Origin of the sequence: Vibrio genomosp. F10 str. ZF-129, assembly GCF_000287055.2 — a bacterium.
Lineage (GTDB): Bacteria > Pseudomonadota > Gammaproteobacteria > Enterobacterales > Vibrionaceae > Vibrio.
On record NZ_AJYQ02000019.1, the window covers coordinates 1 to 16451 of the forward strand.

A 16451-nucleotide genomic window follows, 5' to 3' on the forward strand; every position below is an offset into this window, starting at 1 on the left:
ATCGGCGGTTTGTCCGTTGGCTGGGACCACGATACCTAGGTCACCCAGTAAGACGTCGTGACCTGCACCGCCGATGATTTCATCATCACCCGTCCCGGCGATGACAATATCGTTATCAGCACCAACATCAATAGTGTCATTACCACCGTGAACTTCATCGCTGTCGGCGCCAGAATTCACCTCAACAAAGTGCCAATTTTCTACTATCTGTGCATCTAAATCTGTGTCATAAGTGAACTGGGCTTCTCCGATAACGTCACCGTTATCACCAAGCACGATATCTGTTCCTGATCCAGTCTGTATAACATCATCACCGTTCCCGGCGATAACCACATCTGAGCCACTGCCGGTATTAATTGTGTCGTCACCACCAAACGAAGATTCTTTCGAAGAAAATTTAACACCGTTACGATCAACAGTTGCTCCGGTAATCACACCTAAATCACCAATAACCACGTCTTGACCGTTGCCAGTTGTAACCTCATCCTCACCTAAGCCGCCAATAATAAGATTGTTACCCGCAGAAGCTGTGATGTTGTCATTACCTGCAATCGATGTATTTAGTGAACTGGCTTCAAGAACATATAAGGTCTCATCGCGAGTTACAGAACCTACATCACCAATTATTAGGTCATTTCCTGCACCGGATTCAAGTACATCATTTCCTGCACCACCAATAATAATATCGATAGCCGATTCACCTTTAATGATGTCATTTCCGCCCTTATCAACGTATGTTGATACAATATCTGGAGCTGGATTAATACCGACGGTCGTACCTGCAGGTTGAATATTGGCATGATCTCCAACAAGAATATTATTACCGACGACGCCTTGTTGAGGAGAGGCAGTGATGGTGTCCGAACCGGACCCGCCAATCACAGTATTACTGCCACCAGCGGCAATAATAATATCGTCGCCATCCTGGTTGCTATGCACTGATTTGATCGATGTATAAGCAGCACTGAATGTCGTTTGACGTATCACTTCACCATGGTCACCTAAAATGACATCACTGCCTTCGCCGCCATTGAGAGTATCTGCACCAGCTCCACCTAGAATAATATCGCGACCAGCACCACCCATTATGTTGTCGCTAGTATTGGATACACTGCCCGTGAATTCATTGGCTTGCGCAATAAACTCACCCAGTGTTTTTCCGCCATCTGCGCCATCTACGTAGCCATTGTCACCAATTAAAACATCAAGCCCATCCCCACCTTTAATGGTATCTGAGCCTGCACCACCTAGAACAATATCTTGTCCAAAACCACCATCGATGCTGTCATCACCACCTACATTACCCGTTGCTTCTGCAAAGGTAATATTCGACGCACCAAAGCCTATTTCACCAAGATCAGCAACAATGGTGTCGTTACCGTGCTCGCCGAAAACAGTGTCCTTGCCCGATCCAGCGATAATGAGATCATCACCATCACCACCTCTAATCGTGTCCGTTCCACCGGAACTATTGCTCGATACCATGGAGTTAAGATCAATCGTGCCGCCATCTGCGAGAATACGATCATCACCCATACCACCATAAATCGTGTCAGACCCAAGACCGGCAATAATAATGTCATCACCAGATTCACCATATAAGGTGTTAGTGCCGCCTAAAGTGGTGATTCTATCGTCGCCTCGACCGCCATGAATGGTGTCATTTCCGATTCCCGTTGAAATAACATCATCACCAGCTTCACCATGAACCGTGTTATTTCCACTTCCAGTAATGGTGATGGTGTCATCCCCATCACCGCCATAAATCACGTAATTACCATTACCAACAACGATTTGGTCATTACCAATACCGCCGTGAATCGTCACATTTGACGATGAGGATCTTGTGACCATTGCGGCAGAAAAAGCGTTCGTCGTATTGAAGAAAACCTTGTCATCGCCACTACCGGTGTCAATATCAATAGAGACGCCGCCATTGAATCCTTCAAAATTCAATACATCATCACCAGCACCTGATTTGATGACGATTTCGTCAACATTGGAGAAGCGTTGTGCTTTATCACCGTCTTTATAAAACTCAGAATAAACCAGAATATCGTTACCGGATTGAACGATACGGAACTCTTCATTTCCATCGATAAGCTCACCAACGGTACGATCGCCCGCATAGTCCCCCATGTTTAAAGTAAGCTTTCCGTTTTCAACATTACCTAACGAGAGTTTCGGCTCATAATTATGACTAAAGTCGATTAAGGTTTGTTTAGGAAGAATGGCCCAAGAGTCACCACCAATTTTTTCTTTACCAAATAAATAGTTAAAGTAGACATCAAAATAAACATCTATTCCTGCCGATATTTTTCCATCTATTTCAAAGAGGTACTCTGGCGTTTCAGTGATAAGTTGGATAAATTCAGAGGCGCGAATTTTGCCGTCTTCATTTGGGTCGGTTAAATCAGCACTAAAATCAGCATTTAAGTAGCCTTCAACGCCAGCTTTGAAGAGGAATAGGTTGACGTTGGCATCCAATGCAATGGTTGCGTTAAACCATGCTTCTGGCTTTTCTCTGCCGTTCTCATAATCCGCAATGTAAAAACCATCAAGAATATATTTAGAATTACCGCTTTCGATCATTTTGGTAAAGCCACTGGTATCGTAACCAAAGGCCAAATCAAAACCGAGATTAACGCTAAATTCAACATCAGCACTCAACCCGACCTTGGGTACACCAGGAACCTTGGCTCCTAAGGTTTTCTCGAAAGAAAGAGCAAAAGATGGAAAGTGCCACAAGAACAAATCGATGTTGCTGGTATCACCAGAAAGAAGTCTCAGCGCCATCATAGGATCGGTCAATATAGGCAATGAAAGACCATATTTACTGTCTGAACTGCTTGATTCACTGCCTGAAAGAGCACCAGCTAGAGCCGGATTCTCTTTAGAAAGGCTTCCGTATGGATCGTTAGCGTTAAAATCGCCCCCCGTCAGATTGGCTAAATCAAACTCATGTTCGCTCATTCCACCCGCAAACGGATCCGTATCTGAGCCAAAGTCATAAGTACCAAAGTTGATCGTCAAATCTGTTTTGTCTTCTAACAGTTCAATGAGCGTATTAACTTTGTTAACCATATCAATAAATTTGACCGCGCTATCAAAGCTTGGGTTTGCTCCAGACGTCATTTTACCGATATCTAATAGCGAAGTTCGACCCAGAATATCGGATATGCCTGGAACCGGAGAGTTGATAAAATCAAGAACTGGACGAATTGGGTCAAGTGCATCATCGACAAAGCCGATAATTGGTTTTAAGAATCCTTCTAAGAACTCGCCCACATCTAAAGTAATATCACGCAGTTCAAATGCCTCAACCGTCATTACTTCATGTTTTTCGCCATAGAGGACTTTTGAATAAGTATGGTCAAAGAATAAATTGGTACTAATGGCTGGCAAACTTACTGGTAAGTTATCTTCAAATCCTGCATCAAGCATAAGGTTAAGCACAGTCTCAAATTGAGCCAGTACCTCAACCATATGTTTCTGACCCTTCATTTCATCAAAGGTCATCATGCCATCGTCGTTACCGTCGTTAAGATCAATACCGATGGTACCGGTCAGTGATGTTTGAACATCCGCTGATTTGTTGTTTGATATCGATGCTTGAAGAATACCCAAACTTGCCGACAGCTCTGGCATATCGGAAAAATCAGCCACAATTTTAAGCTCAAGCTCATTGTGATCGACTAATACACCGTTAACATCTCTAACATCGTGAAGGTAGAAGCCATTTTCGATGCTAAAACCAAAGCCCAAAGCCATGCTGGCAATCGCACTCACACCTATAGTGCCATCTTCAACACTTAAACCTAGCCCTGGAAAGCCTAGGTCAGCATCTAAATCGATATCGGTATTAAACAACTCGTAATCAAAATCAATCGTAAAGTCGACTGATTTTGATTCTACATTATCATTACCCGTTACCGTTGCGTTCCATCCTAACTCATCAAATTGTTCCTGCAACACGCTTGCAATAAGCGTTGAAGTGGTTGGCGGTATACCAGGATAGTTGAGTTTAAATTCTTCTAACTCTTGCCATAATGCAGGGACAATGGCGTTACGCAGGTTGGAGACAAAATCCCCTGCCCCTTCTAACGCACTACCAATAACCGGGATCTCAAAACCAAACACACTGTCAGTTAGAATTTTATCTAGGGATGCAAAAAATGTATCTAAACCGCTGATGAGTATTTCAGGGTTATTGAGGTAATTGAGCTCCGCAAACATAGAGGCAAAATCAGGCGTTTGGATATCAACTTCACGCTCTCCGTTATCATCAACAATATCGCTGATATTAATGACAACATCACCTACTTTCACTCCGGCAACATACACTGGCAATATGGCTTGCGCTCCACCACTGATTGAAGTGTCGACAAAGGTCGTGTCGACTTCACTAAACTCACTAAAAAAGAGCAGCGAATCTTCATCACCTTCAGTATCCGGTTTATCGTCAGTAATACCAAACTTGAACTCTAGATCGTTACCATCGCCAGCAACGACGCTGAAATCTTCACTATTTGCTTTATCACCTTCAGCATCATCTCCAGATATCACGGCAGTGCCGTCTCTGACTTCGATTTCGAGCGCGCTGAGATACGTTTTAAAGTCAAGATCGGTGCCATTCAGCTCTGCATTGATCTTTAATCCTGTTTCAGCAGTATCTAAGAAGAACTGATCCCCCGTACTTTCAACGGTTAAGGTTTCTGAACTCCACTGATTACCGCTGGCTTCTAACTGTACTAAGCCCAACGCATGAAGAATATCTGTGTTTGACACTCCCTCAATGAGCAACGCAGGCTCTTCAGCTTGTATGTCCGCTATACTCATAGTGGCACCATTGACTAACGCTAACTTGTTCCAAGTTTGTACGTCAGTCGATAGTGATAATTCACCATTGTCACTTAAGCTAAACTCTAGCAACTGGCTCCACATTATGTGTGCATTGTTTGAAGAGCCTTGAGTACCGTCAGAGTAGTTAAATAGCCCTTTATTCAGTTCGCGATTCACATCTTCAACCCATTGCGACAGACTGCGTTCTGGATCTGCGGCTAGCTGCAATTCAATACGTTGGCCGTCTACGCTAATAGAGAATTGAATCGCATCTGCTGGGTCAAAACTGTTGGGAAGATTATCGAAATTGAAGGTGCTCGGTAGTGTAATATCCTGAGGCGTTTCGCCAAGTGCGTCGAGCCCGTCAATGACCTGCGGTGCAACACTGTTATCCGTAAGAGTAATTTGCCCATTCTCTAAACTCGCAACTAAATCATCGGATAGGTCATTAATCGCCTCAATCAAAACATCGAGTGTCGCTGTCGACACATTAAGAGAATCGAGATCTAAACTTAATTGCTCACCACTTTTGAGCGTAAATTTAAGATCCGCTTGCTCCGTTTTATCGGTTGGCAAGCCTTGTCCATCATTCAGCTCACTCAGCAACGTATTGCCGTTCGCAGGCGTGGTCGACGAAGTCAGCTTAATACCCATTAACGCCGTCAAACTGCTCGTGAGTGTTAAATCCAACGCGCCATCTGCGCCAATTCCAACTAAACTGCCAACACCTTCCAATAGTTTACGTACATCAGGATCATCCACGCCTTTCAGCAGTTCCTGTAAGTCTACGTTTAGCGCAACGGATTGATTGAAACCCGCTAGCTCATAGTCAAGATCAAGTAGAATTACGGGGCCAGACCCTTGATAGTCTGCGGCATAACGAATATCAAAAGCGTCTGAAGGGATCGAGAGTAGCTTTTCAATTTCAGCCTCGACAAGATCCAGAGCCATATCTGGATTCTCTTTCACTTGGTCGACTTTCTCGGCTAAATCTCCCGTAATATCTAAGACATCTTTCAGGCTAAGATCAATCAGTGGCAGTGCGGTATCGTATAGACCCGCCCCCAGCAAACTATCCAACGTAGCAAGTATGGTTTGCAGCCCTTCAACCATATCGCTATAGCTCATGGATGAAAGTGAACCGATACTATCTAGCCCTTGGAAATCGTAGTTAACGATTGGATTTGATAATTGCCCATCTTCCCATTGAGGCAGTTCAATCGAAGCATTTATCCCTAACTTCCCCAGAGCAACCTCAACATCTCCTACTGCAACTACGTTATCAATAACCACGTCGCCAAGTAAGCCGCCTTCTTTGCCGCTGAAGAAATCAACCGAAACCAAAGACTCTGACGTTCCTTGGTTGCTCGCCTCTAACAACTGGTTGAGGTTAACTCGATTGTCATCATCGGCCAGCACGATACTAGAACCTAAAGACAAGTAACCGTTAAGATCTGCTTCAACGCCAAGCATTCCGATATTAGCTTGAATATCGACATCATTTAGCTCAGCAGTCACAACAGCAGAAAAGCCCGTGTCTTCTAAGAAAACACGGTCACCAAGATCTTGGCCATGCAACTCACCGCTGTATATTTTGCCTTTGGCATCTGCGGAACCATTAAGCCCTAGCACTTGAGCGACTAGGGAATCACCATTGAGCAACGCAGAAAACTCTGCATTACCCAGCGTCATTGAAGACAAACCAAAAGCTTTAGCCGAAGATGAGGTAAACACTCTCAGTAAGTTACCCGCAGAGTCTTTCTCACTCTCAACTTTTAAAATACTATCCGGTGTAAATACCACGCGAAATTCGTTTGAGTCGGCATCTCTAGAGACGGAAATAACGTCTCCCCAATGAATACTCGTTGCATTGACTGACCCGCTTAGATCTGATTGTTCTAGACCAAGGTCACTGATGTCTAGGTTAAGGCTATCTAGGGCCTGGTTAAATGCGTCAATAAAGCCGTTGAGATCACGGTCAGCTTTTGCATCTATGGCTATTGCTACTGGTGTTAAACTGCCAATACGCAGCATAAACGTGGAGGCACTACTTGAAGACCAACTGTCCGCCATTTGAGTGGCTTGTAGCGAGCCATCTTCACCGATTTTCAGATTGACTACCGATTGGTATTCATCCCCAAATGTACCAGGTTTTGAAGATATAGGGCCGTCAGAAACGACGGGATCGAGCGAATTTGTAATCTGGCTGATAACAATTTTCTGTAGCTCTGGATCATACGAGGCTGAGAAAGCACCATCAGCCGCTATATTAATATTACTGATGACATCTTGAATCGTGTCGTCGCCAGAAACCTGAACTTCTATTAACGCGCCGGATGGGGAAACAAAAGTTAGTTCAGCGCCATCGCCACTCGCTTCGATCCCTTCGCTCCAAATTTTCAGGTCTTTGAGTGCGGTGTTGAAAAGATCTCCCGCGCCTTCACCAATTGGGTTTACATCCAAACCAAGCGTCATATCAAACACGGCATTGGTTTCAATATTGATCGTGCCATCTGAAGAAATACCGGTGAAATCACCAAGTGATAAACCATCACTGAAATCTTGTTCCACCGACACTTTCGGCAGAGAAAAACTCAAATCAAACTTGAGTGCATTGTCTTCAAAACGCAGGTTTAGGCTCTCAGCCCAAGCTTTAATGTCTTCACCAGAAGCGTTGGCCACATCATTGCCTAGAGCTTTTGCAAACGCGACAACCACATCATCAATAGAATCGACAGCGAGATGACGTTGAGGATCAGATATTTTTATTACTTTCTCGTCATCGACTTTTTGACTTGAATCGGTGAATTTTAGGCGGTTATTATCTTTAGTCACCGACAACCGATCTTTTAAATTAGTATTTTTTTGAATAGAGGTATGCAGTGCCGCAACTAAAGCATCAATCGTTGTGATTTCAGGAGCTTCTTCTGTCGGGTACCATTCGATCAATTCCCGAGTTCCATCACTCAACGTAATAACGAAACTGAAGTTACTTGAAATAGCTTGTAGCAATGTTCCACTGCCATCAGCCTGTATCTCTGCGCCAAGAAGTTCGGTGTTCGTGGATGTGTACTCGTTGGAACTCTCCCCCTCAAAGCCAATCAAATCCAAGACTGGCACAAAGGCATCCAGTAAGTTCGTCTGTAGTGACTCTCTTAAGGAAAATAGCTCCGACAGCTCAAGATCGGATAAGAATGGAATATCCAGGTCAAATGCATCGTGGTCAAAAATCGTGTCGATACGCTCTACCAAACTTTCCAATGCGATATAGAGAGTATTCGCATCAAAAAGTGTGAGGTCAGATAACTGCTCATTCATCACAATGGCAGCATCACTTAACTCGTTTGTTTCCGCAGTGGTGACCGTGATTGACGCCTCATCAGGGAGAGCTAAACCATTCACAAGTTGGTCATTATCTAGAGAGAGTTTTAAATCAACAATCTGCTGATTTTCAGCATAGCCGAAATCCGCTTTTATTAACTCCTGTGCTGAAAGGGGCGACTCAGGGTTAAACACCAATTCTTGGGCGGGATCGTCTAACCCGACGGAAACAGTTAATGTGTAATCTAGCTCTTTATCGCCATCTTCATTCAGAACGCCTTCGCCAATTTTGAAATCGAACAGCCCTAACTTGATTAATGCGCCCGTTAGCTCCGCACTCACTCCAATATCCGAGTTCACACTTAAATCATCGAAATGATTCATACTATTTTGAGTATTTAAAACAAAATCAAAACTAATCGTATGGTCAATACTCAGGTTAACGTCTTGAGCATGAGTGAGCTTAATACCTTCTCCTAAACTACTTAAATCAAGCTGAAAATCATCATTATCGACTAGGGAAAAATCAAAGTTGACCGAAATTAAGCCATCGACCTTATTAAGAGTGATGTTCGATGTTCGTGTGGTTTCACCATCAGCACTAGAAAAAACGTCATTGAGGAACTCAGTATATTTGGCGCCAGGAGTGATTTCTTGGGCTTCAAAATCATTTTTCAGTTTTTCAACAAGTGTGTCACTAACAATACTGCTGTAATCGAGAACATTGCCAAGTTGACCAAAGAAACCGTCGCTGTCTTGATCAATAAACGGAAGCTGAATAGAACCACTATTCACCGCTTCCAAGCCTTCGATTTGCTCTAAAAACGCATCAAATTGGTCTAACTGATCTCGCAAGCTCTCATGAAGCGCATTAATATCTGCGGTGGTTAATGTGTCAGCAGAAAGCAGCAGCCTAGGCTCCATGGCTTCAAAAACAATGGTCTTCTTAGTGGCGGTATTTTTCTCAATTTTTTGCTTTTTGTTCATTCGTCTTTGCTTACTGCTTAGAATCGCACGAACTGAACTACCCATTTTGTTTAAGTGGAAAATGTTTTGAATGCCTAGACCAACCATTGGCTTAAAATCCTTATTAACCGAAGGGCTTTGTTAAGAAAATGATAATTTGAGATAAAAATCATGACGTGCGATTACAAACTTTTTATGAACCAATGTCAAAACATAAGGCATATAAATGCATAATTTTGTTACTAAATACTCGAATTATGTTAAGGAATATGTCAAACAAGTAATTAATGGTCGTTATACAACCAAAGGGTGATGCTACTAACAAAAAGTAGTAGACCTAATTTCCTACACTTTAATCTGCCGTTTTATATCCAACTCAGCTCGATAAACAGAGTAATACTCTCCTGATTCGTTTCCTTCTTACTAAGTTTATGTACTCACCTTCCCCTAAAATTCACGGTTTCGGATACTTCCTCATCCCCCTCTTTATTTGTAAATGAATGTAAATAATTGCGTTTATCACTTCAACCTGACTAAGCTTTGAATACCAAACGGTTTAAATACCAAGCGGATAGTGACTTCTGTCTTATCAGCCAACATCAACAAGGAAGAAAAATGATTCAAGAGAATAGAGATCAGCAAGACCATAGCAGAGCCATTCCACAAGAAGCATTTGATTGGTATGACGAATATGCGCATGGGCTTATCAACCGCAGGGAGTTCATGACTCGCCTGTCTGGCTTGTTAGCCCTCGGGTTTGCGATGACCACGTTAACCTCGGCTTTAATACCAAATTACGCATTGGCAGAGCAGGTTTCGTTTAACGACCCATCTATTAAAGCCACTTATGAAACGTTTCCTTCACCTAAAGGAAGTGGTGAAGGACAAGGTTACCTTGTCGTGCCAAGAGAACTAAAAGGTAAGGCTCCGGTGGTGCTCGTTGTGCATGAAAACCGCGGGCTAAACCCGTACATTAAAGATGTGGCTAGAAGGCTCGCAGCGAAGGGCTTTATTGCGTTTGCACCCGATGCGCTTTACCCGTTGGGTGGATACCCAGGAAATGACGACGAAGGTCGTGCTATGCAAAAGAGCATGGATAAAACCAAAATCGAGGAAGACTTTATCGCGGCGGCGAGTTTTATCAAATCACATGAACTGAGTAGCGGTAAGTTAGGTGCCGTCGGCTTCTGCTTTGGTGGGTATATTATCAACATGCTGGCTGCAGTGATGCCCGAACAGCTCGATGCAGGTGTTCCCTTCTATGGCACCCCTGCTGCACCGGAACTGAGAAAGAACGTGAAAGGCCCACTGCTGATACAGTTTGCAGGCTTAGACAAGCGAGTAAATGCTACCTGGCCAGACTACGAGGCCGAATTGAAAGAGATAAAAGCCGACTATACCGCCTATATCTATGAAGGCGTCAATCACGGGTTCCATAATGATTCAACCGGCCGCTACGCAGAAACCGAAGCCGAGTTAGCATGGGAACGCACCATTGCGTTCTTTGGTGAACATTTAACGTAACTGGAGTTATGCAGACTAAGCTGTTTGGTTTATGTAGACTAAGCTGTTTGCTTAAAGCTGACTTACCAAGAATTTGGTGACCTAGTAGAGTATGAGTTGTGCTGGTGTTTTTATGAAAGCACAACTCATCTAGCTACCGATCTACTAGTCTGGCAATCGAAGAACCGTTATCCCCCTATTTCCCCTAATCCTTTTCAAATGGCGCAGCTGATTGAGCAATTGAATTGAATATTGCCATTGTAGCGCCACCATGAAGGGATATCTGGGTAGCATCGACACCCGTAAAAACTCGTGAAGATAATACCTGTTCTCCCTCATTCACAAAGATCTCTATCGATGAGTTATCCGCCAGAATGCGCAATGAAACCTTCTCACTCGACAAAGGTAACTCTCGAATAACGTCACCTTCCTTTATCAAGGTTCGAGTTCTATCCAGGCAAAGTCGACGACTGCTCTCATCTAGTTCAATTTTTAAGTGCTGGGTACAGTTCTCGAAGAGATGCAAAGTTTGCCCCCATGACATGGTCAACGATAAATCAAAAGACTTAGTCCCTATATTCAGTCCGTTTTGACTGAGTTCTAGTCGCTGTTCCTCCCCGTGTAGCTTGCTCAGCTCTGCAATTGGCCATTGTCTTAAGCGTCCATTTTCAAACGTTAGCTGTCTTAACGCAGTCAATTGATGTACCCACCCTTCACTTGGTTGATCGACTTCATCGGGCAACCCCATCCAACCACATAGGATACGACGTCCATCTGGTGTCAGTAGTGTCTGTGGGGCATAAAAATCGAAGCCATGGTCTAACGCTTGAGCTTCGTCCAGAAAAAAGCCTTTTGTACTCTGATTGCTGGTTTTGGCTATTCGGTTATGATGAGGAGCATTGTGATATTCGCTCTCGGATTCAATGCCTTGGGGGCCAATGATCACCCATGACTGACCGCCAAGTTCAAACATGTCAGGGCATTCCCACATGTACCCAAAATCACCTAACTCATCGCCATACAACCGATCAAATTGCCAGTTACGTAAGTCTGTTGAGGTATAAGCGGCTAACCTACCCAGCCTATCTTGGCGCTGAGCACCCAGCAACATGAGCCATTGATCTTGCTCTTGGTCACGAAGCACTTTTGGATCTCTCATATGCTCTGTCACATTCGGAGCAGTCTTGTCTATCACTGGACCCTGCTTATTGAAATGAATGCCGTCAGTTGAAATGGCCAAGCATTGAGTCGTTTGCCTAATGCGCTCAGAACCAATGCGAGTGTTTCCTGTGTAATAAAGCCATAACTCATCTCCAACAGCGAGCGCATGCCCTGAAAATACACCATGTGAGTCAAACCAATCAGAAGGGGTCAATGCTACAGGTTGCCAAACCCAGTTAATTAAATCGGTGCTTGTGAGATGTGCCCAGTACTTGTCTTTGTGTGTGCAAGTAAAAGGCGACCACTGGTAAAAAAGGTGATACTGACCTTGATGATAAATGAAGCCATTGGGATCATTCAGCAACCCTTGCGGAGGTGAGATGTGCCAATCTGGGCGATGGGTACATGGGATCGGTTTTTGAACATCGCTCAATAAGCGCAATTGATTTTTTCGAATGTCTTCACCAATGCTCAGTAAAGCTTTAGATGACAACCTTGTTGGCAAACCATACGACACCTGCGTTTTACCCAAAACATCACTGCATGACAATTCTAACCCATCCAGTTCCAACCAATTTTTATTGTTGATTTCAAAAACAAGTTTTTCGCCATCCACTAGCACACGATTAAGGTTTCTTGTACCACCGCAACATTTTAAGATTGGCTCTAACATCGTCATCTCGCTTTGATTTTTATTGGGAACGTTTGCAATCGTAATCCATCAAAATAAAAATGACAAATGAAACTCGCTATATTGGACAAAATATTGAGGTGGTCAGACATTGAAACGACAAAAAAGCCCTCAAATTGAGAGGGCTAATCGCCATGCGTATTACAAACGATCACTAGCAAGTTTCACGCTCTACGAATTGAAACCCTAATACCAACTTGCTCATGACATTCTTCTTTCCTTCGATCAACTCCAGCAAGAGGCTGGCTGCACTTTCTCCTGCATAATCAAAAGTATAATTGAATGTCGACAGCCCAGGAACGGCTATTTTTGCCAGTTCATCATTACCCACACCTAATATTTTAATCTCTTTACCCACCGTTTTATTGTACTCTTGAATTGCTTTAATCGCGCCCAAAGCCATGCGATCGGTCGCCGCAAAAACGCCATCAACAGTAGAATGTTCATTTAACATACGGCACATCTGCAGATAACCAGACTCGATGGAAAAGTCGCCATGATAATGGCACTCTACAGACTTACCATCTCGCTCTAACGCTTGAGCTAACCCTTGAGAACGTAAGCCATCAACAGCAATATCATTATTGTCTACACCAATAAACCCGACATGCTGGCAACCCGCTTTAATTAGCCGAGTCCCAGCTTCAAAGCCCACTCTCAAATCATCATGAATAACGCTGGGGATATTATGCAACGAACCATCTTGTCCCACTAAGACCACGGGGGCTCGCGATTGAGTAATCGCATTGACAATATCGTCATCCAAGTGAGTCGCATACAGCAAAATACCTTCCACTCGTTTCTGGTTAAACAGGTGAATAAACTCGACTTCTTTTCGATGCTCTCGCTGGCTATTAGCTAACAACACATGTTTATTACTGCGTTCAAAAACAGCGCTCAGTCCGTCAACCCCTTGTGCTGTGGCATTTGAAGCCATACGAGGCACGATAACTCCGACCAGGTTTGTTTTTTGCGACTTTAGATCTTTCGCTACCTGGTTAACGACATAACCACACTCCTGTACCGCTTTTTCTACTTTAATTTTTGTGGATTTCTTAACACCGTACTCATTATTAATAACTCTGGAAACCGTCGATTTAGAGACGCCTGCGAGTTTTGCTACATCATGCAAGCTAGCCATTCTCGTTCCTTTATTGGGATGGTTTGCGAAAAAATTGTCATAGAAAGAGCATATCACCGATAACACTCTCATAAAAAACGATCATATTAGAATTAACATGATCTTTTTCACACTATTGGTCTTAATGTTTTGACTATTTATCGAATTATCTCAATATTTAAATTGCAAACGTTCCCAAAAAAAATTAAACCCTACAAACTGGAGCAGGATATGAACTACCCCGCTGTTGCTACAACATTGCTTTCCGCCTTAGGTGGTAAAGAAAATATACAAGCTCTTGCGCATTGTGCTACTCGCCTGCGTTTAGCACTGAAAGATGATTCACTGATTGATGAAAAGAAAATCGACGCATTAGAGGGAGTCAAAGGGCAATTTAAAGTTGCCGGTCAGTACCAGATTATTTTTGGTTCAGGCATCGTTAACCAAGTCTATGCTGAGATGGCAAAACTAACAAACATCACCGAAATGTCGACGAAGGATGTCGCCTCTGCAGGTGCTGATAAGCAAAATATTGTTCAACGCGCAGTAAAGGGGCTTTCTGATATTTTTGTCCCGATTATCCCAGCTATTGTCGCTGGCGGACTTTTAATGGGGGTATTTAATCTTTTAACCGCAAATGGCTTGTTCATTGAAGGACAATCTATTATTGATGCTAATCCTGGTTTAGCCGACCTTGCTGCCATGATTAATACCTTTGCAAACGCCCCTTTTGTGTACCTTCCCGTTTTATTAGCGTTTTCAGCATCGAAACAATTTGGTGGTAACCCGTATCTAGGCGCAGCCCTCGGTATGTTGATGGTTCACCCTGACTTATTAAACGGCTGGGGATTCGGCGGTGCATCGATAACTGGTGACATTCCTACTTGGAATATTCTAGGATTTGAAATTCAAAAAGTAGGTTATCAAGGGTCGGTATTACCCGTATTAGTTTCCGCCTTCATATTGGCAAAAGTAGAGCAAAATTTACGTAAAGTCATCCCATCCGTATTGGATAATTTATTAACCCCAATGCTGGCGATTTTCATTACCGGCGTGATTACCTTTACGCTCGTTGGGCCATTTACACGTGATTTAGGTTTCCTATTAGGTGACGGGCTGACTTGGTTATATGACTCAGCAGGCTTTGTTGGCGGCGCGTTATTCGGGTTTATTTACGCACCCTTTGTTATCACAGGAATGCACCATAGCTTCATTGCGATTGAAACCCAGCTGTTGACGAACATCATCGTAACAGGAGGCAGTTTTATATTCCCTATCGCTGCAATGTCAAATGTTGCCCAAGGCGCCTCAGCGCTCGCGGTGGGTCTGACAACAAAAGACAGCAAAATGAAAGGCGTTGCAATGCCCTCTGGCGTGACCGCTTTACTTGGTATTACCGAGCCAGCAATGTTTGGCGTCAACTTAAAATTGCGTTACCCGTTTATCGCGGCCATTGTCGGAGCTGCCGTAGCGAGTGCATTTATTAGCCTTTTCAAAGTAAAAGCGCAAGCACTTGGCGCTGCTGGACTTCCGGGCATTATCTCGATTACTCCAGATAAAGTCGGCGTCTATGTTGTTGGTATGGCGATATCGTTTGCCGTTGCATTCTCTATCACGATTTTACTTGGTAAGCGCTATCACGCTAAACAAAATAGATTGGCAGCAAAAACCGCTTAATCGATTATCTATCGGCTAACTGCCCTACTTAAAGACTCTGTGTTGCAGCCAAGCTTCACACAGTAACGAGTAGGGCTTTTGCACTTGGCACTTCACTTGAAAATTAGAAATACACTAAAAGGTAAAGAACATGGCTAAAGTATGGGTCACTGGAGACGCCGTTGTTGATCTCATTCCAGATGGAGATAATACCTATTTAAAATGCCCTGGTGGGGCCCCTGCGAATGTTGCGGTGGGTATTGCTCGACTCGGGGGAAACGCTGCTTTCATTGGTCGCGTGGGTTGTGATCCACTAGGTAAATTCATGAAACAGGTATTGACCAATGAAAGAGTGGATACCCAAAGCATGTTACTTGATGAAAAACATCGAACGTCGACCGTGCTCGTCGATCTCGATGATGATGGAGAACGCAGTTTTACCTTCATGGTTCTTCCCAGTGCAGACCAATTTTTAGAGCCCTCTGACATCCCTTCCTTCAATCGCGGGGAGTGGCTTCATGTTTGCTCTATTGCACTGGCTAATGAACCATCACGTTCAACCACCTTAAATGCCATGAAAGCGATAAAATCCGCAGGCGGTTATGTTTCATTCGACCCCAATTTGCGTGACGATGTATGGACGAACCGACATGAAATGAAACCGGTCGTTTTAGATGCAATCGCTTTGGCAGATGTTGCTAAATTTTCAGATGACGAGCTGTTCTATTTAACCGAAAAGAGCGATACCGAATCAGCCATTGACTGGCTAAAACATCATTACACCATCCCTTTGACCATCATTACCCAAGGAAAAGACGGCGCAATCATCATTTCGGACAACACTCGGCAATGGGTTAAAGGTCAACCTTTGGTTCCAATAGATACCACCGGCGCAGGAGATGCGTTTGTTGGCGGTTTGTTGGCTGGGCTTTCATCAACAGAAGATTGGCAACAATGGGATAACTTAGTCACTATCATTACTCAAGCCAATGCATGTGGAGCCTTAGCAACAACTGCGAAAGGTGCAATGACGGCCCTACCAACTGAAACGCAATTGCATGAATACCTAAAGTCTCCATCACTGTAACATGCCCTAGGCACTAGAGAATATTAGAGCCTCTGCTTTTGTACCGAAATGTGGAGCTTGAGATTAGAGTCTAAGTTTAAAGATTGAAACCTCTCACTGATACC

Annotated in this window: 6 protein-coding genes; 3 read left to right on the forward strand and 3 right to left on the reverse strand. The window is 43.7% G+C overall.

From position 1 onward, the window contains the following. Positions 1 to 9237: LEPR-XLL domain-containing protein (locus A1QO_RS03230; protein WP_038131486.1), on the reverse strand; the 9237-nt coding region annotated here is incomplete at its 3' end. Between the two features lie 507 nt (positions 9238 to 9744). On the opposite strand from A1QO_RS03230, the gene A1QO_RS03235 reads away from it, so the two are divergent. Then, on the forward strand, positions 9745 to 10653 hold the full coding sequence (locus A1QO_RS03235) for a dienelactone hydrolase family protein (RefSeq protein WP_017040856.1): 909 nt from the start codon (positions 9745 to 9747) through the stop codon (positions 10651 to 10653). Positions 10654 to 10837: 184 nt separating this feature from the next. Here A1QO_RS03235 and A1QO_RS03240 read toward each other — a convergent pair whose 3' ends face one another. Both A1QO_RS03240 and A1QO_RS03245 read right to left on the reverse strand, forming a co-directional pair. Continuing rightward, entirely contained in the window at positions 10838 to 12466 is a 1629-nt protein-coding gene (locus A1QO_RS03240) for a glycoside hydrolase family 32 protein (RefSeq protein WP_017040857.1), read from the reverse strand. Positions 12467 to 12638: 172 nt separating this feature from the next. Next, a complete protein-coding gene (locus A1QO_RS03245) occupies positions 12639 to 13625 on the reverse strand; it encodes a LacI family DNA-binding transcriptional regulator (protein WP_017041060.1) in 987 nt (328 codons plus the stop codon). Between the two features lie 210 nt (positions 13626 to 13835). Here A1QO_RS03245 and A1QO_RS03250 point away from each other — a divergent pair, with 210 nt between their 5' ends. Continuing rightward, positions 13836 to 15281, forward strand: coding sequence for a sucrose-specific PTS transporter subunit IIBC (locus A1QO_RS03250; protein ID WP_017034555.1), 1446 nt, complete (start codon positions 13836 to 13838; stop codon positions 15279 to 15281). A gap of 130 nt (positions 15282 to 15411) precedes the next feature. Then, the gene (locus A1QO_RS03255; RefSeq protein WP_017041061.1) at positions 15412 to 16347 is read left to right on the forward strand and encodes an aminoimidazole riboside kinase; all 936 of its coding nucleotides are present in this window, start codon (positions 15412 to 15414) and stop codon (positions 16345 to 16347) included. Positions 16348 to 16451 lie beyond the last annotated feature (104 nt).

What these genes read in the sequence shown, in the direction of transcription:
- A1QO_RS03235 (WP_017040856.1), top strand. Translation starts at nt 9,745, where the DNA reads ATGATTCAAGAGAATAGAGATCAGCAAGACCATAGCAGAGCCATTCCA.
- A1QO_RS03240 (WP_017040857.1), bottom strand. Translation starts at nt 12,466, where the DNA reads ATGTTAGAGCCAATCTTAAAATGTTGCGGTGGTACAAGAAACCTTAAT.
- A1QO_RS03245 (WP_017041060.1), bottom strand. Translation starts at nt 13,625, where the DNA reads ATGGCTAGCTTGCATGATGTAGCAAAACTCGCAGGCGTCTCTAAATCG.
- A1QO_RS03250 (WP_017034555.1), top strand. Translation starts at nt 13,836, where the DNA reads ATGAACTACCCCGCTGTTGCTACAACATTGCTTTCCGCCTTAGGTGGT.
- A1QO_RS03255 (WP_017041061.1), top strand. Translation starts at nt 15,412, where the DNA reads ATGGCTAAAGTATGGGTCACTGGAGACGCCGTTGTTGATCTCATTCCA.